Genomic DNA, 21,488 nt, shown 5'->3' with positions numbered 1-21,488 from the left:
CTTCGGGCACCCGCCGGCCCCTCCCGACTTCCGTCCCGGAAACGCGAGAAAGCCCCCCGACATCCCGTCGGGGGGCTTTCTCAGAAGAATTGTTCGGCGGCGTCCTACTCTCCCACAGGGTCCCCCCTGCAGTACCATCGGCGCTGTGAGGCTTAGCTTCCGGGTTCGGAATGTAACCGGGCGTTTCCCTCACGCTATGACCACCGAAACACTATGAAACCGTGCACCACCCACCCGTGTCGGTGGGGGTCGTTGTTTCAGAACAACACAGTGGACGCGAGCAACTGAGGACAAGCCCTCGGCCTATTAGTACCGGTCAACTCCACCCCTCACAGGGCTTCCATATCCGGCCTATCAACCCAGTCGTCTACTGGGAGCCTTACCCTCTCAAGGAGGTGGGAGTGCTCATCTCGAAGCAGGCTTCCCGCTTAGATGCTTTCAGCGGTTATCCCTCCCGAACGTAGCCAACCAGCCATGCCCTTGGCAGGACAACTGGCACACCAGAGGTTCGTCCGTCCCGGTCCTCTCGTACTAGGGACAGCCCTTCTCAACACTCCTACGCGCACAGCGGATAGGGACCGAACTGTCTCACGACGTTCTAAACCCAGCTCGCGTACCGCTTTAATGGGCGAACAGCCCAACCCTTGGGACCTACTCCAGCCCCAGGATGCGACGAGCCGACATCGAGGTGCCAAACCATCCCGTCGATATGGACTCTTGGGGAAGATCAGCCTGTTATCCCCGGGGTACCTTTTATCCGTTGAGCGACGGCGCTTCCACAAGCCACCGCCGGATCACTAGTCCCTACTTTCGTACCTGCTCGACCCGTCAGTCTCACAGTCAAGCTCCCTTGTGCACTTACACTCAACACCTGATTGCCAACCAGGCTGAGGGAACCTTTGGGCGCCTCCGTTACCCTTTAGGAGGCAACCGCCCCAGTTAAACTACCCACCAGACACTGTCCCTGATCCGGATCACGGACCCAGGTTAGACATCCAGCACGACCAGAGTGGTATTTCAACGATGGCTCCACCATGACTGGCGTCACGGCTTCAAAGCCTCCCACCTATCCTACACAAGCCGAACCGAACACCAATATCAAGCTATAGTAAAGGTCCCGGGGTCTTTCCGTCCTGCTGCGCGAAACGAGCATCTTTACTCGTAATGCAATTTCACCGGGCCTGTGGTTGAGACAGTCGAGAAGTCGTTACGCCATTCGTGCAGGTCGGAACTTACCCGACAAGGAATTTCGCTACCTTAGGATGGTTATAGTTACCACCGCCGTTTACTGGCGCTTAAGTTCTCAGCTTCGCCTAGCCGAAACTAGACTAACCGGTCCCCTTAACGTTCCAGCACCGGGCAGGCGTCAGTCCGTATACATCGCCTTACGGCTTCGCACGGACCTGTGTTTTTAGTAAACAGTCGCTTCTCGCTGGTCTCTGCGGCCACCACCAGCTCAGGGAGCAAGTCCCGTCACCAGCAATGGCCCCCCTTCTCCCGAAGTTACGGGGGCATTTTGCCGAGTTCCTTAACCACAGTTCACCCGAACGCCTCGGTATTCTCTACCTGACCACCTGAGTCGGTTTGGGGTACGGGCCGCCATGAAACTCGCTAGAGGCTTTTCTCGACAGCATAGGATCATCCACTTCACCACAATCGGCTCGGCATCAGGTCTCAGCCTTGATGAGTGACGGATTTGCCTATCACTCGGCCTACACCCTTACCCCGGGACTACCACCGCCCGGGCTGGACTACCTTCCTGCGTCACCCCATCGCTCACCTACTACAGGCTTGGACCGGCGGCTCCACCACGTCCCATCGTCCGAAGACTCCGGGCCGGCTTCACGGCCTTAGCATCACCTGGTTCGACGTTGGCGCTTCAAAGCGGGTACGGGAATATCAACCCGTTGTCCATCGACTACGCCTGTCGGCCTCGCCTTAGGTCCCGACTTACCCTGGGCAGATCAGCTTGACCCAGGAACCCTTGGTCAATCGGCGCAAGAGTTTCCCACTCTTGTATCGCTACTCATGCCTGCATTCTCACTCGTGAACCGTCCACAACTCGATTCCTCGGCTGCTTCACCCGGCACACGACGCTCCCCTACCCATCACAGCCTCCGTTGGGAGTATTGCTGCAATGACACGACTTCGGTGGTGTGCTTGAGCCCCGCTACATTGTCGGCGCGGAATCACTTGACCAGTGAGCTATTACGCACTCTTTCAAGGGTGGCTGCTTCTAAGCCAACCTCCTGGTTGTCTCTGCGACTCCACATCCTTTCCCACTTAGCACACGCTTAGGGACCTTAGTCGGTGTTCTGGGCTGTTTCCCTCTCGACCATGGAGCTTATCCCCCACAGTCTCACTGCCGCGCTCTCACTTACCGGCATTCGGAGTTTGGCTAAGGTCAGTAACCCGGTGAGGCCCATCGCCTATCCAGTGCTCTACCTCCGGCAAGAAACACGCGACGCTGCACCTAAATGCATTTCGGGGAGAACCAGCTATCACGGAGTTTGATTGGCCTTTCACCCCTAACCACAGGTCATCCCCCAGGTTTTCAACCCTGGTGGGTTCGGTCCTCCACACGGTCTTACCCGCGCTTCAACCTGCCCATGGCTAGATCACTCCGCTTCGGGTCTTGGGTATGCAACTCGAACGCCCTGTTCGGACTCGCTTTCGCTACGGCTACCCCACACGGGTTAACCTCGCTACACACCGCAAACTCGCAGGCTCATTCTTCAAAAGGCACGCAGTCACAGCCCGAAGGCTGCCCCCACGGCTTGTAGGCACACGGTTTCAGGTACTATTTCACTCCGCTCCCGCGGTACTTTTCACCATTCCCTCACGGTACTATCCGCTATCGGTCACCAGGGAATATTTAGGCTTAGCGGGTGGTCCCGCCAGATTCACACGGGATTTCTCGGGCCCCGTGCTACTTGGGAGAAGCTCAAGCGAGCCGTACGGATTTCGTCTACGGGGGTCTTACCCTCTACGCCGGACCTTTCGCATGTCCTTCGACTACCCATACGGTTTCTGACTCGCCCAGCCGCCGGCAGACGACTGAAGAACTTTCCCACAACCCCTTGAGCGCAACCCCTGCCGGGTCTCACACGCTCAAGGTTTGGCCTCATCCGGTTTCGCTCGCCACTACTCCCGGAATCACGGTTGTTTTCTCTTCCTGCGGGTACTGAGATGTTTCACTTCCCCGCGTTCCCTCCACATACCCTATGTGTTCAGGTATGGGTGACAGCCCATGACGACTGCCGGGTTTCCCCATTCGGACACCCCCGGATCAAAGCTCGGTTGACAGCTCCCCGGGGCCTATCGCGGCCTCCCACGTCCTTCATCGGTTCCTGGTGCCAAGGCATCCACCGTGCGCCCTTAAAAACTTGGCCACAGATGCTCGCGTCCACTGTGCAGTTCTCAAACAACGACCAGACACCCAAACCCGACACCCCCAAGACAGGGACGCCCGGCATGAGGCCGGCAACCTGAAGACAACGATTACTCGTTCCCTCAGGACCCAACAACGTGCCCGACACACCCGCCTCCGGAACACCGCTTTCCACGCCCCGGAAGGGCAGTACTCGCGATCTCCATCACCGTGTGCGCCGAATAGTCAACGTTCCACCCATGAGCTAGCACTCCGGGACATTCGCCCGAAGCTGCCGTGTGCTCCTTAGAAAGGAGGTGATCCAGCCGCACCTTCCGGTACGGCTACCTTGTTACGACTTCGTCCCAATCGCTGGTCCCACCTTCGACGGCTCCTCCCCTTACGGGTTAGGCCACCGGCTTCGGGTGTTACCGACTTTCGTGACGTGACGGGCGGTGTGTACAAGGCCCGGGAACGTATTCACCGCAGCATGCTGATCTGCGATTACTAGCAACTCCAACTTCATGGGGTCGAGTTGCAGACCCCAATCCGAACTGAGACCGGCTTTTTGGGATTCGCTCCGCCTCGCGGCATCGCAGCCCTTTGTACCGGCCATTGTAGCACGTGTGCAGCCCAAGACATAAGGGGCATGATGATTTGACGTCGTCCCCACCTTCCTCCGAGTTGACCCCGGCAGTCTCCTGTGAGTCCCCATCACCCCGAAAGGCATGCTGGCAACACAGAACAAGGGTTGCGCTCGTTGCGGGACTTAACCCAACATCTCACGACACGAGCTGACGACAACCATGCACCACCTGTACACCGACCACAAGGGGGCTGATATCTCTACCAGTTTCCGGTGTATGTCAAGCCTTGGTAAGGTTCTTCGCGTTGCGTCGAATTAAGCCACATGCTCCGCTGCTTGTGCGGGCCCCCGTCAATTCCTTTGAGTTTTAGCCTTGCGGCCGTACTCCCCAGGCGGGGAACTTAATGCGTTAGCTGCGGCACCGACGACGTGGAATGTCGCCAACACCTAGTTCCCAACGTTTACGGCGTGGACTACCAGGGTATCTAATCCTGTTCGCTCCCCACGCTTTCGCTCCTCAGCGTCAGTAATGGCCCAGAGATCCGCCTTCGCCACCGGTGTTCCTCCTGATATCTGCGCATTTCACCGCTACACCAGGAATTCCGATCTCCCCTACCACACTCTAGCCTGCCCGTATCGAATGCAGACCCGGGGTTAAGCCCCGGGCTTTCACATCCGACGCGACAGGCCGCCTACGAGCTCTTTACGCCCAATAATTCCGGACAACGCTCGCACCCTACGTATTACCGCGGCTGCTGGCACGTAGTTAGCCGGTGCTTCTTCTGCAGGTACCGTCACTTGCGCTTCTTCCCTGCTGAAAGAGGTTTACAACCCGAAGGCCGTCATCCCTCACGCGGCGTCGCTGCATCAGGCTTTCGCCCATTGTGCAATATTCCCCACTGCTGCCTCCCGTAGGAGTCTGGGCCGTGTCTCAGTCCCAGTGTGGCCGGTCGCCCTCTCAGGCCGGCTACCCGTCGTCGCCTTGGTGGGCCGTTACCCCACCAACAAGCTGATAGGCCGCGGGATCATCCTGAACCGCCGGAGCTTTCCACCACCCCCCATGCGGGAAGCGGTCGTATCCGGTATTAGACCTCGTTTCCAAGGCTTGTCCCAGAGTTCAGGGCAGATTCCCCACGTGTTACTCACCCGTTCGCCACTGATCCACCCCGAAGGGCTTCACCGTTCGACTTGCATGTGTTAAGCACGCCGCCAGCGTTCGTCCTGAGCCAGGATCAAACTCTCCGTGAATGCTTCTCACAAAGAGCGGCACGGCGACCAGCCGGAATAAGGCGGCCCCGCGCACTGCGTCCTCGCTAGTGTTACTTCATAAAGGAATCTCCAACCAACCGAACATGTCGGCCGGCCGGGGATGTCAACATATCTGGCGTTGACTTTTGGCACGCTGTTGAGTTCTCAAGGAACGGACGCTTCCTTCGACCGGCCTTCCGACCGCATCTCCGGGCGCTTCGTTTTTTCGTGTTCTCAGCTTATCAGAGGTTTTCGCCACCGTTTCACCGGTGTTTACTCGGACTCGCTTTCGTTCGCCCCTCTCGGTGCGACTCCGGAACTATACGGGGATCGGCGTCCGCAAAGCAAATCCGCCCCCGCGCCGGGTGGCGCGGGGGCGGAAGGGGACGCGGGGCGTCCGGTGGGTCAGTGGACCTCGGTGATCTCGGGGCCGCGCGAGAAGGGGTCGATCGAGCCGCCGGCGTAGGGGGACTCGGGCTCGGCGGGAGCGGCGGCGCCGTCCGCGACCATCTGGGCGTCCTCGGGGAGCTTGAGGACGATCGGGTCGCGGGGGGCCATGGGGGCCTCGCCGCGGACCACGACGGTCTGGCGGAAGACCTCTTCGAGGATGCCGGCCATCTCGGGCTGGACGGCCGCCTGGCCGGAGATCACGCCGCGGAGGAACCAGCGGGGGCCGTCGCAGCCGACGAAGCGGACCAGCTGGACGCCCTGGGTGCCGTCCGGGAGCTGGACCGGGACCTGCGCGCGGAGGTGCCAGCCGAGCGGGCCCTCCTCCTCCTCGACGGCGCCGCCCTGGCCGGTGATGCCGGTGGCGATCTCCTCGCGGACCTCGCCCCAGATGCCCTCGGACTTGGGGGCGGCGAACGCCTGGAGCTGGACGGCGCTGTTGCCCAGCACCAGGGTGGCGGCGACGATCGCGTCACCGGCGACCTCGACCCGCAGTTCCATCCCTTCGACGCCGGGGATCAGCAGGCCCCCGAGGTCGACGCGGCCCTCTTCGGGCTTCTCCAACTCGGAGATGTCCCACGGCCCGTCCGGGCGCGGGGCCGGCGGGAGGCCGACCCGGTCGGCCGGGTCCCGTTCGGTGTCGCTCTCGTTCTCGACGGAATCCTCGACGTCATCGGCCGTCTCGTCGGCGCTGATGGCGTCCTCGGCGAGCTGCTCGACAGCGTCCTCGCTCTTGCGACGACGGAACACGGTCACTGTCCTTCCCGGTCCAAGACCGAATCCAAGACCGAACGCGAATATCTGCTACCTGCTACCCATCGGAGCGGCCGAGAACCGTTGCGACCGCACCGCTTCCGCCCGCTCGTCGTGCTGCTCGGCGGAACCGAGACCGCGGCGCATGCTAGACCGCGGCGTGCCCGCCGGTCGAGCCGAACCCGCCTTCGGCACGGACCGAACCCGGGAGTTCACCCACCTCGTGGAAGCGCGCCTTCTCGACCTGCTGGATGACCAGCTGGGCGATCCGGTCGCCCCGCTTGAAGCTGACGGGCTCCTTGGGGTCCAGGTTGACGACGATCACCTTGATCTCACCACGGTACCCGGCATCGACCGTCCCCGGGGCGTTCACCAGTGCAACTCCGCAGCGGACGGCGAGCCCGGAGCGCGGGTGCACGAACGCCGCGTAGCCGTCCGGTAGCGCGATGGAGATGCCGGTGGGCAGCAGCGTCCGTTCCCCGGGGGCGAGTTCGGCGTCGACGGTGGTGCGCAGGTCGGCCCCGGCGTCGCCCGGGTGCTCGTAGGCGGGCAGCGGGATCTCCGGGTCGAGCCGGCGGATCAGGATGTCGACGGGCGGGCGGACGGGATCGGTCACGGGTTCACCTCGAAGGCTCGGGCGCGCTTGATCTGGTCGGGGTCGTCCAGGATCTTGCGCACGTCCTCTGGACGACCGTGCGTGGTGAAGTGTTCCAGCTTCACCTGGATGAAGAGTGCCTGTGCCCGGATGGCGACCGGTCCGTCCGGGCCGCCGATCCGGCCCTCGGCGGCGCTGTAGACCTTGCGGCCGTGCACGCCGGTCACCCGGGCGTGGATGTGCAGCACCGAGTCGACCGGGACGGGGCGGACGAAGTCGGTCTCCAGCCGGCCGGTCACGGCGGGCGCGCCGAGCAGCCAGTTGAGGGTGCCCAGGGTCTCGTCCAACGCGCTGACCAGGACGCCGCCGTGGGCCAGACCGGGGCCGCCCTGGTGGGCCGGCTTGACGGTGAACCGCGCGGTGACGTCGAGGTGTTCGCCTGCCACGGCGGTGAGTTGGAGGCCCTGGGGGTGGTGCGGGCCGCAGCCGAAGCACTCGTCGTAGTGGGAGCCGATGAGGGTGCCGGGCGCGGGCGCCAGCGGGGAGCGCTCGGGGAGGACGGCGTCCGCGGGCGGGGTGGTGGGGGTGGTGGGGATGCTGGGTCCGTTCACGGCGCCGACCCTACCTGTCGGTAGCTTGCCGGGACAGGGACGACCGGCCCCGGGGACCGGTGCGGGGCGGGGCGTGCCCACAATGGGAGGCATGTACGAGGAACGTCTCACCGTCCCGCGGTCCTGGTGGCTGCTGTCCGTGGCGCTCGGGCTCTCGCTCGCGCTGATCATGCTCCGCTTCAGCGGGGTGGGCGCACTGGTCGGCCTGGTGGTCGGGGTGGCCGGCGGCGCCGCCGCGCTGAGCGGGTACGGGTCGGCGCGGATCCGGGTGGTGCAGGGGTCGCTGGTGGCCGGCCAGGCCCGGATCCCGGTGGCCGCGCTGGGCGCGGCCGAGGTGCTGAACCCGAAGGAGGCGGTGGCCTGGCGCTCGGTGAAGGCCGACCCGCGGGCGTTCATGCTGCTGCGCAGCTACGTGCCGACGGCGCTGAAGGTCGAGGTGACCGACCCGGCCGACCCGACCCCGTACCTCTACCTGTCGACCCGCTCGCCGCAGAAGCTGGCGGACGCCCTGGCCCGGGCCGCGGCCGCCGAGCGGGGCGCCGAGCGCGGCCGCTGAGGCCGGCTGGCTGGCTGGCTGGCTGGCTGGCCGAAGATGCCGAAAGGGACGGTCCCACCCTGAGGTGGGACCGTCCCTTTCGGTACGTCTGCGAGCCCTGCGGGGGCAGGCGCGCGGCTCGCGCCCTGCCGGGTGCGACCGCTCGGGACGGTCGCTGCTTCTGCCCCCGGCCTTGCTGCTCAAGGCCGGGCGGGGCGGCGTACCGGGCCGGCGGAGGGGTCTCGCCCGCCCGGGCCAGTGCCGCGCCGTTTTCAGGCTCCGCAGTCCCGGCAGATCGGCTGGCCGTTCTTCTCGCTGTAGAGCTGGCTCCGGTGGTGCACCAGGAAGCAGCTCATGCAGGTGAACTCGTCGGCCTGGCGGGGCAGCACTCGAACCGAGAGCTCCTCGTTCGAGAGATCGGCGCCCGGAAGCTCCAGTCCCTCGTTGGCGTCGTACTCGTCGACGTCCACCGAGCTGGACGCCTTCTCGTTCCGACGGGCCTTGAGTTCCTCGATGCTGTCCTCGTTGAGGTCGTCATCGGTCTTGCGTGGGGTGTCGTAGTCCGTTGCCATAGTTTTCGCTCTCCCCCTTTGGGTGTGTGCGGGTGTCTCCAGCGCACGTAACGCCTGGGGGGCCGGTCTTGTGCCCGACCCGAGGCCGAGATTGTGCCTTACTTCAAGCCCTGTTACTCAATCGACATCCGGACAGGGGTCCGTTGGGATGATCGAACAGCAGCCGAACACTGCCCACCGTACGGGTGAATCGCCCCGAACCGGAACTCGTCGCTCACTACGGTCGGTGATCATCGGGGAACACGGGGGATGGCAACTCGCGGACGGCGGAGGGGTCTTGAGGGCCTGATGGGGCACCCCGAGCCGAACCGGCCGGTGACCGAGAGCCACCGGAACATCCGAACGGGTGATCACTCCATCGGGGGAGACGGGTGCGTCTTCCGGACAGCTGTGAGTTTCGTCACATTGGGCGTGACAGCGGGCGTTTGCCGCCAAAGCGGGCCTTTCGTCCGGAGCCCGCGCGGCCGAATTGTCCGCATGCCCACCGGTACGTCCGAGCCCTCTGCGGCACCCCGTCGGGGCGTCGCGGAGGGCTCGGTTCGCGGGGTCTCCCGGCGGCCGGCGCTCAGGCTGCGGCGGTCGGCGCTCAGGCCCGGGCGGCGGCCGCGGCGGCGCGGCGGGCGAGCAGCGCGGCCTGGCGCTCGTCGAAGCGGGTCGCCTGGGTGTCCAGGCCCGCCAGGAAGGCCCCCAGCTCGTCCTGGGCGTGCTGGCCGACCGGGCCGAGGCCGGTGACCTCCATGACCTTCAGGTGGCGCAGCACGGGCTGCAGCACGTCGTCGTGGTGGATCCGCAGGTTGTAGATGCCGCCGATGGCGATCTGGGCGGCGGAGCGCTCGAAGCCGGGCATGCCGTGGCCGGGCATCCGGAAGTTGATCACCACGTCGGCGATGGCGCGCATGGCCTGGTCGGGGGCCAGTTCGAGGGCGGCCTTGAGCAGGTTCCGGTAGAAGACCATGTGCAGGTTCTCGTCGTTGGCGATCTTGGCCAGCAGCTGGTCGCAGAGCGGGTCGCCGGAGTGGTGGCCGGTGTTGCGGTGGGCGATCCGGGTGGCCAGCTCCTGGAAGGCGACGTAGGCGACGGACTGCAGCATGCTGTGCGCGTTGTCGGACTCGAAGCCCTCCGACATGTGCGCCATCCGGGCCCGCTCCAGCTCGACCGGGTCGACGGCGCGGGTGGCCAGCAGGTAGTCGCGGATCGCTATCCCGTGCCGGCCCTCCTCGGCGGTCCAGCGGTGCACCCAGGCGCCCCAGGCGCCCTCGCGGCCGAACATGGTGGCGATCTCGTGGTGGTAGCTCGGGAGGTTGTCCTCGGTGAGCAGGTTGACCACCAACGAGATCCGGCCCAGCGGGGTGACCTTGGACTGCTCGATCGACCACGCCTCGCCGCCGAGCACGCCGTCGAAGTCCCGCCCCTGGCTCCACGGCACGAACTCGTGCGGCATCCACTCCTTGGCCACCTTGAGGTGGCGGTTCAGCTCGGTCTCCACGACCTCCTCGAGCGCGAGGATCAGCCTGGCGTCGGTCCAGGCGGTCGTGGCGGTTCGCTGCACGGGGGCGATGGTCACGGCGTTGCTCCTGCGGATGGGGCGGGCTGACCTACGGCTGCGTAGGTTACGACACCGTAAGTTGTCGCGGCAGCAAAAGACAAGCCGCCCCTGTCCAGCGCTTATGTCGTTCTGACACGGCTGGGCGGGGGCGGCTCGGGAAGGACGGGCGGGCGCGGGCCGGGGGGAGGCCCGGCGGGCCGGGACGCCTGAGGGGGCCGCGGCGGGCCCGGGGGCGCCGGGGCGGCTACGGGATGCGGACCTGGATCCGCAGGCCGCCTCCGGGGCGGGCGGTGACCTCGATGGCGCCTCCGTGGGCGCGCACCACCGAGCGGACGATGGACAGGCCGAGGCCGACGCCCTTGTCGCTGCGGGTGCGGTCGGTGCCCTTGAGGCGGCGGAACGGTTCGAAGATGTGCTCCAGCTCGTAGCCGGGGACGACCGGGCCGGTGTTGCTCACCACCAGCTCGCCGCCCCCGCCGCGGACGGCCGAGGTGGCGATCTCGACCCAGCCGCCGGGGCTGTTGTAGCGGGTGCCGTTCTGCAGCAGGTTGAGCGCGATCCGCTCCAGCAGCACGCCGTTGCCGTGCGCCGGGGCGGGGGCCAGCCGGGAGCGGAGCTCGACCTCGCGGTTGGCGGCCTCGGCCCGGGTCTGCTCCATCGCGCGCTGGGCGACCTCGGCCAGGTCGACCGGGCGGCGCTCGGTGAGCTCGTTCTCGCTGCGGGCGAGCAGCAGCAGACCCTCGACCAGCTGCTCGCTGCGCTCGTTGGTGGCCAGCAGGGTCTTGCCGAGCTGCTGGAGGTCGGGCGAGGCCTCCGGGTCGGCCAGCTGCACCTCCAGCAGGGTGCGGTTGATCGCCAGCGGGGTGCGCAGCTCGTGCGAGGCGTTGGCGACGAAGCGGCGCTGCGAGTCGAAGGCCCGGTCGAGGCGCTCCAGCATCTCGTCGAAGGTGTCGGCGAGCTCCTTGAGCTCGTCGTCGGGGCCGTCCAGGTCGATCCGGCGGTGCAGGTCGCTGCCGGCTACCTCGCGGGCGGTGCGGGTGATCCGGCCGAGCGGGTGGAGCACCCGGCCGGCCATCGCGTAGCCGACCGCGAAGGCGATCACGGCGAGGAAGACCAGCGCGGTCAGGGCGCGGCGCAGCAGGGTGGACAGGGCCTGGTTGCTGTTGCCCTCCTGGAGGGCGTTCATCACCCGGTCCAGGGTGGCCTGGTCGCTGATCTCCTGGCCGTTGACGATGATCGTGACGCCGCGGCCGAGGGTGAGGTGCGGCAGCTGGGCCTGGTCGAACGCGGAGCGGACGAAGTAGTACATCAGCAGCAGCAGCACCACGCCCGCCATCAGGAACATCCCGCCGTACAGCAGGGTGAGCCGGATCCGGATGGTGGGGCGCAGCGACAGCCAGGCGAACAGGCCGTCGCCGGGGTGGTAGGTGTCGTCGGCGCGGTCGCGGTCGGGGCGGCGCGGGGGGTGCGTCGGTCGTGGGGGCACCTGGTGCGGGCCCGGGGCGGGCGTGCCGGGGGCCCCGCCGGGGAGTGGCGGGGTGGTCATGGCCGGGGTCCTCTCAGACGGTGGGTACGGCGGCGGTGCGGTGAGCGGTCCGGCGCGGGCGGGTCACACCCGGTAGCCGGAGCCGGGCACGGTGACGATCACCGGCGGGTCGCCGAGCTTGCGGCGCAGGGTCATCACGGTGACCCGGACGACGTTGGTGAACGGGTCGGTGTGCTCGTCCCAGGCCTTCTCCAGCAGCTGCTCGGCGGAGACCACGGCGCCGCCGGCCCGCATCAGGACCTCCAGGACGGCGAACTCCTTGGGGGCGAGCTGGACCGGCCGGCCGTCCCGGATGACCTCGCGGCGGCCGGGGTCGAGGCTGATCCCGGCGCGTTCCAGGACGGGCGGCAGCGGGACGGTGGCGCGGCGGCCCAGGGCCCGGACCCGCGCGACGAGTTCGCTGAAGGCGAACGGCTTGGGGAGGTAGTCGTCGGCGCCGATCTCCAGGCCCTCGACCCGGTCGCTGATGTCGCCGGAGGCGGTCAGCATGATCACCCGGGTGGCCAGTCCCTGTTCGACCACCCGGCGGCAGACGTCGTCGCCGTGGACCAGCGGGAGGTCCCGGTCGAGCACCACCACGTCGTAGTCGTTCACGGCGATCCGCTGCAGCGCGGCCTCCCCGTCGTAGACGACGTCGACCGCCATGGCCTCCCGGCGCAGGCCGGTGGCGACGGCCTCGGCGAGCAGCTGCTCGTCCTCGACGACGAGTACCCGCACGGTGGTTGTCCCTTCTGCTGGAGCGGCCCTGGCCGTGCTCGCCCGTGCGGGCCGTGGTGCGCCGGGCGCGGATTCCGGGCAGGCGGGATCCGACGGTGCCTCCATCCTGCCTGGTCGCGCGGTAAAGCAGTCGTAAGTCCGGTGCGCCGTCCGCGAAAACGGAGCGTGGCGTGCCTGTTTGGACTGTGACTCGGGCAACTTTTCAGAGAGTTGGAGGTTTCCCGGCCCCGGGGGCGGGGAGGACACGTGCACACCGTGATGCCGCCCCGTGGCGCGTCACGGCCACCACCCGCCGAGTGCCCCATCCGCACCGGCCTGGGACGGAAAACCACCGGGTCGCGGCTGCCACGCCGCCCGAGCGCCCGACCGGAACCTGCTTCCGGTCCCGGGTGTCCGCCGGGGTTCGTCGGGTCCCGCGCCGGGGGGTCGCTCGGACCGTGCCCGTCCGACACAGCAAAGGGGGCCCGTATGGACGCCTTCACCGCCGGAATCCTTCAGCGGATCAAGAACGCCGAGCAGGATCTGAACCGCGCGATCGAGTCCGGGGACGAGTTCCTGGCCGAGGTGGAGCAGTCCGAGCTGGAGGACCTGCAGCGCCTCGCCACCGAACACGGCGTGGACCCGGTCCTCGGTACGCACCGCTCCGCCGCCTGACCGTTCCCCGCTCCGCGACACCGCGACACCGCAACTCCAGAGCACCGCAGCACCACAGCACCACGATCGCGTACGACGAGCGCCCCGGCCCGGGTTCCCCCTCGGGCCGGGGCTTTTCGCTGCCCGCCGCGCGGTCGCGCGGCCGCGGCGCCCTCGGGGTCAGTCGTGCCAGGCGCCGAGCTCCTCCAGCCGGGCCTGCAGCGGCTCGAAGACGCCGGGCGGGGCGGCGACGGTGAGCTCGCCGTCCGCGGGCAGGCCGGGGCGGGAGCCGGTGAGCGCGCCCGCCTCGGCGGCGATCAGCAGGCCGGCGGCGCGGTCCCAGGGGGCCAGGCCGCGCTCGTAGTAGCCGTCGAACCGGCCGGCCGCCAGGTCGCACAGGTCGACGGCGGCCGCGCCGCCGCGCCGCACGTCGCGCACCTCGCCCATCAGCGCCTGCAGCACCTCGGCCTGGCGCACCCGCCGCTCGCGCAGGTAGCCGAAGCCGGTGGCGACCAGCGCCCGCCCCCACTCGGGGGCCGGGCGGGCGGCGAGCCGGCGGCCGTCCAGGTGGGCGCCGCCGCCGCGGACGGCCTGGAACAGCTCGCCCCGGGCCGGGACGAAGACCACCCCGACGACCGCCTCGCCGTGCAGTTCGGCGGCCACGCTGACCGCCCAGGAGGGCAGGCCGTACAGGTAGTTCACGGTGCCGTCGAGCGGGTCGACCACCCAGCGCACCCCGCTGGTGCCGGGGCGGTCGGCGCCCTCCTCGCCGAGGTAGCCGTCGTCCGGGCGGCGGGCGGTGATCAGTTCCAGCACCAGCTTCTCGGAGGCCAGGTCCATCTCGGTCACCACGTCCACCGGGCTGCTCTTGGTGGCGGCCACCCCGAGCTCCGCGGGTCGCCCGTCGCGCAGCAGCTCACCGGCCTTGGTGGCGGCCTCCAGGGCGGTGGCGAGCAGTTCCTGCAGCAGGTCGTCGGTCACGGGTCTCGTTCCTCCACGGTCTCGGGGCTGGTCCGGTCGGGGTGCTCAGGCTTCGGCGGCGGCCGGGCGCGGCGCGCGCGGGTTGGGGCAGCAGGCGGTGGCGCACCGGTCGTGGCTGGGGCCGAGGGCGCCCAGCGCGCAGCGGGTGACGGGTTCGCCGCGCTGGACGGCGGCGCGTTCCAGCACCAGGTCGCGGACGGCGGCGGCGAACCTGGGGTCGGCGCCGACGGTGGCGGCGCGGGCGACCGGCAGGCCGAGTTCGGCGGCCTTGGCCACCGCCTCGGTGTCCAGGTCGTACTTGACCTCCATGTGGTCGGAGACGAACCCGATCGGCACCATGACGACGGCTTCGGCGCCGTCGGCCCGCTCGGCGGCCAGGTGGTCGCAGATGTCCGGCTCCAGCCAGGGGATGTGCGGGGCGCCGGAGCGGCTCTGGTAGACCAGCTGCCAGGGCCGGTCGGCGACGCCGGTGCGCTCGGCGACCGCGGCGGCGATCAGCCGGGCGACGTCCAGGTGCTGGGCGACGTACGCGCCGCCGGGGGTGCCGCGGGCCGGGTCGTCGGGGGCGCCGGAGGTCTCGGCCATCGCGGTCGGGATCGAGTGCGTGCTGAACGCCAGCCGGGCGCCGTCGCGGACCTCGGCCGGCAGTTCGGCGAGCGCGGCGAGGGTGGCGTCGGTCATCGGGCCGACGAAGCCGGGGTGGTTGTAGAAGTGCCGCAGCTTGTCGACGGTCAGCTCGGGGCGGCCCTCGGCGGCCAGTTGCGCGAGCGCGTCGGCGAGGTTCTCCCGGTACTGCCGGCAGCCGGAGTAGCCCGCGTACGCGCTGGTGGCGAGCACCAGCACCCGGCGGTGCCCGTCGTCGGCGATCTCGCGCAGCGCGTCCACCAGGTACGGGGCCCAGTTCCGGTTGCCCCAGTAGACCTGCAGGTCGAGGCCGTGGTCGGCGAAGTCCTTGCGCAGCGCGCCCAGCAGTTCGCGGTTCTGCGCGTTGATCGGGCTGACGCCGCCGAACAGGAAGTAGTGCTTGCCGACCTCGGTCAACCGCTCTCTGGGGATTCCCCTCCCCCGGGTGACGTTCTCCAGGAACGGCACCACGTCCTCGGGGCCCTCCGGCCCGCCGAAGGAGAGCAGCAGCAGCGCGTCGTACGGCGCCGGATCGGTCTGGCTGGGCGTGCGCGTGTCGGACATGGCACCGATCCTGCCACCCGTGACGGCTCCGGCCGTGCCGGGCGGGCGGAGTCCGGGATGTCCGCGAACAACCCGGATGCGGGCGTTCGGTCCCGCTTCGTAAGCTGTGTGGGCAGGCGTCGTGCATGACAAATGGTTGTATCTTCCCTCCATCTGTCCGGCGCCCGTCCCCATCCGACCTGCGACGGAGCCACCCCCCGTGCTGTCCAGCTACCGCCAGATATTCGCCGCCCCCGGCTCCCTGGCCTTCCCCCTGACCGGGCTGATCGCCCGGCTGCCGATCTCCATGACCGGGATCGGCATCGTCACGATGCTCGGCCGGATCAAGGACTCGTTCTGGCTCGGCGGGCTGCTCTCCGCCTTCCTCGCCGTCTCCGCCGCCGTCCTCGGCCCGCGGATCTCCCGCCTGGTCGACCGGCACGGCCAGCGCCGGGTCGCCCTCCCGGCCACCGCCGTCACCGTGCTCTCCGCCACCGGCCTGCTGCTCGGCGCGCACTACGGCCTGCCCGACTGGACGCTGTTCGTCTTCGCCGCCGGCATGGGCACCATGCCGAGCACCGGCTCGATGGTCCGGGCCCGCTGGGCCCACCTCTACCGGGACGACCCGGCCAAGCTGCACACCGCCTACTCCTTCGAGGCCGTCGCGGACGAGGTCTGCTTCATCGTCGGCCCGATCCTCGCCGCCACCCTGTCCACCTCGCTCTTCCCGGAGTCCGGCCTGGTGCTGGCCGGGGTCTTCCTGGTGGTCGGCGTCCTGCTGTTCACCGCCCAGCGCCGGACCGAACCGCCCGCGCACCCGGTCAGCCGGCACACCGGCGGCTCGGTCGCCCGCGACAAGGGCATCCAGACCCTGGTGCTGACCCTCGGCGCGGTCGGCGTGGTCTTCGGCTCGGTCGAGGTGGTCACCGTCGCGTTCACCGAGGCCCAGGGCCACCCGGCCGCCTCCGGCTACGTCCTCGCCGTGTACGCGCTCGGCTCCTGCCTGGCCGGGGCGGTCTTCGGCGCACTGAAGTTCACCGGCCCGATGGACCGCCGCTTCCAGGTCGGCGTCAGCGTGATGGCCGTCGGGATGGCCCCGCTGGTGGTCGCCGCCCAGTTCCTGCACGGCACCGCGGCGCTGTTCGGGGTCGGCGCCGCGCTGTTCCTCTCCGGCCTGGCCATCTCCCCGACGCTGATCACCGCGATGGCCCTGGTCGAGCGCCTGGTCCCGGCCGCCCGGCTCACCGAGGGCATGACCTGGACCACCACCGGCCTGGCCCTCGGCGTCGCCCTCGGCTCGGCCGCCGCCGGCGTGGTCGTCGACGCCGCGGGCAGCGCCAACGGCTACTGGGTGCCGGTCGCCGCCGCCGCCCTCGCCGCGACCGCCGCCTACACCGGCCTCCCGCGCCTGCGCCACCAGCTCGCCGCGGCGACCGGCCTGTGACCACCGCCGCCGCGGGGCCCGGATTCCCCGGTCTCCACCCGTAGACCTGCGCGTTCGTTGTGACTACGCTCCCCGTACCCACCGGTAGAACCGGAAGGTAGGACGCGCGAGCGGGAGGCTCTGGAGATGACCGAGGTCTGGCGGAACTGGGCGGGGAACCAGAGCGCGCGGCCCGCGCGGACGGTGGCGCCCGGCTCGGTCGAGGAGCTCTCGGCCGCGGTGGTCGCCGCCGGGAAGGCCGGCCTGCCGGTGAAGGCGGTGGGCTCCGGCCACTCGTTCACGGCGATCGCCGCGGCCGGCGACGCCGTGCTGGTCCGCCCGGACCGGCTGACCGCCGTCCGGAAGCTGGACCGCGCGGCCGGCACCGTCACCGTCGAGTCCGGCCTGCCGCTGCACCGGCTGAACCGGCTGCTGGCGGCGGCCGGCCTCTCGCTGACGAACATGGGCGACATCGAGGTGCAGACCGTCGCGGGCGCGACCAGCACCGGCACCCACGGCACCGGCCGGGACTCCGGCTCGCTGGCCGCGCAGGTCAGCGAGGTCGAGATCGTCCTGGCCGACGGCTCGGTGCGGACCTGCTCGGCGACCGAGGACCCGGAGCTGTTCCAGGGCGCCCGGCTCGGCCTGGGCGCGCTGGGCGTGGTGAGCGCGCTGACCTTCGCCGTCGAGCCGATGTTCCTGCTGTCCGCGCACGAGCAGCCGATGGGCTTCGACGAGGTGCTGCGCTCCTTCGACGACCTGACCGCCGTCAACGAGCACTTCGAGTTCTACTGGTTCCCGCACACCGACCGCTGCTCGACCAAGCGGAACAACCGCAGCCAGGGCCCGGCCGAGCCGCTGCCCCGGTTCAGGAACTGGCTGGACGACGACTTCGTCTCCAACACCGTCTGGGAGGGCGCCTGCCGGGTGGGCCGGGCGTTCCCGGGCGCGATCCCGACCATCGCCAAGGTCGCCAGCCGGGCCTGGTCCGAGCGCCGGTTCACCGACCAGCCGTACAAGGTCTACACCAGCCCGCGCAAGGTGCGCTTCGTCGAGATGGAGTACGCGGTGCCGCGCGAGGCGGCGACCGGGGTGCTGCGCGAGCTGAAGGCGATGGTGGAGCGCTCCGACTGGCGGATCAGCTTCCCGGTGGAGGTGCGGGTGGCCCCGGCGGACGACCTGTGGCTGTCCACCGCGCACGGGCGGGACAGCGTCTACATCGCCGTCCACCTCTACCGGGGCACCCGCGAACTCTCCTACTTCACCGAGGTGGAGAAGCTGATGGCGGCCCACCGGGGCCGCCCGCACTGGGGCAAGCTGCACACCCAGGGCGCCGAGTACCTCTCCTCCGTCTACCCGCGGTTCGGCGACTTCACCGCGCTGCGCGACCGGGTCGACCCGGAGCGCCGGTTCGCCAACGACTACCTGCGCCGGGTGCTGGGCGCCTGACCCGCCGTCCGGTCAGCCGGTCGGCTCCCCCGCCGCGGGCAGCCCGTCCCGCGCGCCCGGGGTGGCGGCCGGCGGCGCCGGCGCCCCGGTGGCCGGCGGCTGCCCGCTCGGCGTCGGCTGTGCGGACGCGCCCCCGGACGGCGGGGCCGAACCGCCGCCCGCCGAGGGGTCGGCCGAGGGCGACGACGGCGCGGACGCCCCGGACGACGCCGACGGCGCGGACGACGCCCCGCCCGAGGCCCCCGGCGAGGGCAGGTCGGACGGCCCGGTCGACGGCCGGTCCGCCGGGGCCTGCGGCTGCCGGTCGCCGGACGGCCGGTTCGGGTTGAACGAGGTGCCGCTGCCGTCCTGGCCGGTGGTGATGTCGTGCATCGGCTTCCCGGCCGCGAGTTCCACCGCGACGATCGGCACCATCGCGAGCGCGAACACCAGCCCGGAGACCGCCGCGTACGACTTCCAGGTCCAGCGGCGTTTCGCGCGCAGCACCCGCGGCGCGTTCCAGTCCTGGCTGATTCCGTCCGCCGGGGCGGGCGCGGGGCGCGCGACCGGAGTGGATTCGGTGCCGCGTTCCACCGCGTTGCGCAGTTGTTCCCCGGTGCGTTTGAACAGGTGCTGGAAGAGCGCGCTTCCGATGGTCGCCCCCACCGAGACGACGGCCGCGCCGAGTATCGTTCCGTACACTCCGAGTTCCGAAGCGAGCACCGCGCCGACAACCGCCGCCATCGCGCTCGCCGCGACCTGGGTGACCGTCAGATCAAGCCGTCTGCGTTCCGCCTTCTCCTCGGGACCGGCCGGTCCGTGCGCGAACTGCTGCCTCTGCTGCGGCATCCCTGTCCCTCGGTCGATGGGTCGGAATTTCGAACAAGTCTCTCCATCTTGCCCAAAGAAGGACACAAGGGTCGAAAATCCGGTTCTCGCCGGTCGATATATGTGAAGATGATCACCGTCCGTTGATCGTCGGCGGGTCAATGGGGTGGCCGCTCTTGAGATTCCGCTGATTCGCGGGAGACTTGAGCGGCGAGCCGCCCCTCCGGATGCCACGAATGGAGTACTGTTCGTGGAGCCTGAGCCTTCGGACCCGCTGTCGACGATCCGTCAGACAACCGGACCGGGCGCCCGGGTGCGATGTCGACCGTCGACGTGGCAAACAGGCAACCGTGCCACAGCGGCGCGCCCGGGCGAAAGCCCGACACGCCGGGTAACTCTGCAAGGTTGTGGCCACTCGCCAGCGGGCAGGCCACACTCAGTACGGGAGCAGCGACGCAGGTGACGTCGGCAGGCACCACCCGGGAGGTAACCGTGCCCGAACTGCGCGTCGTGGCCGTCAGCAACGACGGCACACGGCTGGTGCTCAAGGCTGCCGACAGCACGGAGTACACCCTGCCGATCGACGAGCGGCTGCGCGCCGCCGTCCGGGGTGACCGCCCGCGGCTCGGCCAGATCGAGATCGAGGTGGAGAGCCACCTCCGCCCCCGTGACATCCAGGCGCGGATACGAGCCGGTGCCTCCGCCGAGGAGGTCGCCCAGGCCGCCGGCATCTCGGTGGAACGCGTCCGCCGCTTCGAGGGCCCGGTGCTCGCGGAGCGCGCCTTCATGGCCGAGCGGGCCCGCAAGACGGCGATCCGCCGGCACGGCGAGTCCACCGGGCCGCAGCTCGGCGAGGCCGTCGCCGAGCGCCTCGCGCTGCGCGGCGCCGAGAAGGACAGCGAGCGGTGGGACTCCTGGCGCCGCGACGACGGCACCTGGGAGGTCGTCCTCTGGTACCGCGCCGAGGGCGAGCACCGGCGGGCCGGCTGGTCCTACGACCCGCCGCGGCGGCTGGTCCAGCCGAACGACGACGAGGCGCGCGCGCTGATCGGCGAGAACGTGGAACGCGAGGAGGACTCGGTCTTCCCGTTCATCCCGCGGATCGCCCGGCTGCCGCACGACCGCCCGGCCCGCCCGATGATCGAGCGGCCGTCCGCCGACCGGATCATGCAGGTCCGCGAGGCCCGCGAGGCGACGGCCGCCGCGGCGAGCGCCGCGACCGCGGCCGTGCCCGAACGGGACTCCCTCACCAGCCTGTTGGACGTGGTCCCGTCCTACCGCGGCGACCTGACCCCGGTCGGGCCGAGCGTGGAGACCACGATCGCCGAGGAGCCCGAGGAGGTCGAGGAGACGGCGGCCCCCGCCGCCAGCGTCGGCGCGGGCTCCGCGTACGCGGACATCCTGATGCCGCGCTCCGTCGCCCCGCACCGGGACCGCCTGGTCGGCACCACCGACCGCCAGGCCGAGGCCGACGGCGTCCGCCCGGGCCGCCGGGCGACGGTGCCCAGTTGGGACGAGATCGTCTTCGGCTCCCGCCGCAAGAAGCCCGAGTAGCCCGGAGTAGCTCCGAGTAGCCCCGCCCGGGCCCCGCCTCCAGGGGCCCCGGGCGGGTTTGCCCCGTCGGGTCGGGTCAGGCCGGCTCAGACCTCGACCGGGTTCTCCGGGTTCGCGGACCACTCGCTCCAGGAGCCCGGGTACAGCGCGACGCCGTCGTGCCCGGCCAGGGTGAGGGCGAGCAGCTGGTGGGCGGCGGTGACGCCGGAGCCGCAGTAGACGGCGGTGCGGGCGGGGTCGGTGAGGTGCAGCGCGGCGAAGCGTGCGGCGAGTGCCGCCGGGGGCAGGAAGCGGCCGTCGGGGCCGAGGTTCTCGGTGGTGGGGGCGGAGGCGGCGCCGGGGATGTGGCCGGCCCGGGGGTCGACCGGCTCGGTCTCACCGCGGTAGCGCTCGCCGGCCCGGGCGTCGAGCAGCAGGCCGGTGCGGGCGAGTTCGGCGGCGCCGGCCGCGTCGACGGTGGGCAGCCGGCCGGGGTCGACCTTGAAGTCGCCGTCGCCGGGGGCGGGGGCGGGGGCGGGGGCGTCGGTGCTGAGCGGGTGTCCGGCGGCGGTCCAGGCGGCGAGTCCGCCGTCGAGGACGCGGACGTCGGGGTGGCCGGCCCAGCGCAGCAGCCACCAGGCGCGGGCGGCGGAGAGCGCGGGTCCGGCGTCGTAGGCGACGACCGGGCGGTCGGCGCGGACGCCGGCCCGGCGCAGCGCGGTGGCGAGGCGTTCGGGGTCGGGCAGCGGGTGCCGGCCGGCCGGGCCGGGCGGGTCGGCGAGTTCGCGGTCGAGGTCGACGTAGTGCGCGCCGGGCAGGTGGCCCTTGGCGTACTCCTCGGCGCCGGGCGGGCCGCCGAGGGCCCAGCGGATGTCGAGCAGGACGGGCGGCCGCTCGGTGCCGAGCGCGTCGGCGAGTTCGGCGACGGTGATCAGGGGCGAGGTCATGCCGTCATTGTGGCGCGCCGGG

General features: G+C 69.7%; 16 protein-coding genes and 3 rRNA genes. 5 read left to right on the top strand and 14 right to left on the bottom strand.

Translation table 11 applies throughout. The features are described 5' to 3' along the window. Nucleotides 1-91: 91 nt before the first annotated feature. The 6 genes from rrf to KSE_RS26890 all read right to left on the bottom strand — a co-directional run bounded on the left by rrf (nt 92) and on the right by KSE_RS26890 (nt 7,610). Nucleotides 92-208 (bottom strand): 5S ribosomal RNA (gene rrf / locus KSE_RS26915). A gap of 78 nt (nt 209-286) precedes the next feature. After that, nucleotides 287-3,392: ribosomal RNA gene (locus KSE_RS26910) — 23S ribosomal RNA — on the bottom strand. A gap of 288 nt (nt 3,393-3,680) precedes the next feature. After that, nucleotides 3,681-5,204, bottom strand: a 16S ribosomal RNA gene (locus KSE_RS26905). Together the 16S, 23S and 5S rRNA genes form the textbook arrangement of a ribosomal RNA operon. A gap of 405 nt (nt 5,205-5,609) precedes the next feature. Then, complete coding sequence (locus KSE_RS26900) at nt 5,610-6,401, bottom strand: DUF3710 domain-containing protein (RefSeq protein WP_033258458.1); 792 nt, start codon at nt 6,399-6,401, stop codon at nt 5,610-5,612. Nucleotides 6,402-6,552: 151 nt separating this feature from the next. Further along, nucleotides 6,553-7,020 carry a dUTP diphosphatase gene (dut, locus tag KSE_RS26895; RefSeq protein ID WP_014138511.1) on the bottom strand — a complete coding sequence of 156 codons (468 nt, stop codon included), beginning with the start codon at nt 7,018-7,020 and terminating at the stop codon, nt 6,553-6,555. Continuing rightward, nucleotides 7,017-7,610 carry a PaaI family thioesterase gene (locus KSE_RS26890; RefSeq protein ID WP_014138510.1) on the bottom strand — a complete coding sequence of 198 codons (594 nt, stop codon included), beginning with the start codon at nt 7,608-7,610 and terminating at the stop codon, nt 7,017-7,019. Before KSE_RS26890 ends, dut begins: the two co-directional genes overlap by 4 nt. A 91-nt stretch (nt 7,611-7,701) precedes the next feature. Between KSE_RS26890 and KSE_RS26885 the strand changes: the two genes are divergently transcribed. Continuing rightward, nucleotides 7,702-8,166, top strand: coding sequence for a DUF3093 domain-containing protein (locus KSE_RS26885; RefSeq protein WP_407927453.1), 465 nt, complete (start codon nt 7,702-7,704; stop codon nt 8,164-8,166). A 251-nt stretch (nt 8,167-8,417) separates the two neighbouring features. Here KSE_RS26885 and KSE_RS26880 read toward each other — a convergent pair whose 3' ends face one another. The 4 genes from KSE_RS26880 to KSE_RS26865 form a co-directional block, all read right to left on the bottom strand. Continuing rightward, nucleotides 8,418-8,717, bottom strand: coding sequence for a DUF4193 domain-containing protein (locus tag KSE_RS26880; RefSeq protein WP_014138508.1), 300 nt, complete (start codon nt 8,715-8,717; stop codon nt 8,418-8,420). Between the two features lie 586 nt (nt 8,718-9,303). Continuing rightward, nucleotides 9,304-10,281: an acyl-ACP desaturase gene (locus KSE_RS26875; protein WP_014138507.1), complete on the bottom strand. Its 978-nt coding sequence runs from the start codon at nt 10,279-10,281 to the stop codon at nt 9,304-9,306. Nucleotides 10,282-10,507: 226 nt separating this feature from the next. Then, complete coding sequence (locus KSE_RS26870; protein ID WP_014138506.1) at nt 10,508-11,809, bottom strand: sensor histidine kinase; 1,302 nt, start codon at nt 11,807-11,809, stop codon at nt 10,508-10,510. A gap of 63 nt (nt 11,810-11,872) precedes the next feature. Next, nucleotides 11,873-12,526, bottom strand: a complete 654-nt coding sequence (locus KSE_RS26865; RefSeq protein WP_014138505.1) for a response regulator transcription factor — start codon at nt 12,524-12,526, stop codon at nt 11,873-11,875. Between the two features lie 468 nt (nt 12,527-12,994). On the opposite strand from KSE_RS26865, the gene KSE_RS26860 reads away from it, so the two are divergent. Then, nucleotides 12,995-13,180 carry a hypothetical protein gene (locus tag KSE_RS26860; RefSeq protein ID WP_014138504.1) on the top strand — a complete coding sequence of 62 codons (186 nt, stop codon included), beginning with the start codon at nt 12,995-12,997 and terminating at the stop codon, nt 13,178-13,180. A gap of 159 nt (nt 13,181-13,339) precedes the next feature. Here the strand turns inward: KSE_RS26860 and KSE_RS26855 are convergent, their stop codons facing one another. Beyond that, on the bottom strand, nt 13,340-14,140 hold the full coding sequence (locus KSE_RS26855) for an inositol monophosphatase family protein (protein ID WP_014138503.1): 801 nt from the start codon (nt 14,138-14,140) through the stop codon (nt 13,340-13,342). 45 nt (nt 14,141-14,185) lie between these two features. Beyond that, the gene (locus tag KSE_RS26850; protein ID WP_014138502.1) at nt 14,186-15,328 is read right to left on the bottom strand and encodes a ferrochelatase; all 1,143 of its coding nucleotides are present in this window, start codon (nt 15,326-15,328) and stop codon (nt 14,186-14,188) included. 199 nt (nt 15,329-15,527) lie between these two features. Between KSE_RS26850 and KSE_RS26845 the strand changes: the two genes are divergently transcribed. Then, on the top strand, nt 15,528-16,751 hold the full coding sequence (locus KSE_RS26845) for an MFS transporter (RefSeq protein WP_014138501.1): 1,224 nt from the start codon (nt 15,528-15,530) through the stop codon (nt 16,749-16,751). Nucleotides 16,752-16,877: 126 nt separating this feature from the next. Next, nucleotides 16,878-18,179 (top strand): D-arabinono-1,4-lactone oxidase, encoded by a 1,302-nt coding sequence (locus tag KSE_RS26840; RefSeq protein WP_014138500.1) that lies wholly within the window; start codon nt 16,878-16,880, stop codon nt 18,177-18,179. A gap of 12 nt (nt 18,180-18,191) precedes the next feature. On the opposite strand, the gene KSE_RS26835 is transcribed toward KSE_RS26840, so the two are convergent. Then, entirely contained in the window at nt 18,192-19,007 is an 816-nt protein-coding gene (locus KSE_RS26835) for a hypothetical protein (protein ID WP_014138499.1), read from the bottom strand. A gap of 438 nt (nt 19,008-19,445) precedes the next feature. Between KSE_RS26835 and sepH the strand changes: the two genes are divergently transcribed. After that, nucleotides 19,446-20,540 carry a septation protein SepH gene (gene sepH, locus KSE_RS26830; protein ID WP_081539660.1) on the top strand — a complete coding sequence of 365 codons (1,095 nt, stop codon included), beginning with the start codon at nt 19,446-19,448 and terminating at the stop codon, nt 20,538-20,540. An 86-nt stretch (nt 20,541-20,626) separates the two neighbouring features. On the opposite strand, the gene KSE_RS26825 is transcribed toward sepH, so the two are convergent. After that, the gene (locus tag KSE_RS26825) at nt 20,627-21,466 is read right to left on the bottom strand and encodes a sulfurtransferase (RefSeq protein ID WP_014138497.1); all 840 of its coding nucleotides are present in this window, start codon (nt 21,464-21,466) and stop codon (nt 20,627-20,629) included. Nucleotides 21,467-21,488: the final 22 nt, after the last annotated feature.

The organism is Kitasatospora setae KM-6054 (genome assembly GCF_000269985.1).
Classification (GTDB): Bacteria; Actinomycetota; Actinomycetes; order Streptomycetales; family Streptomycetaceae; genus Kitasatospora; species Kitasatospora setae.
This window is presented reverse-complemented; position numbering and strand designations above follow the sequence as displayed.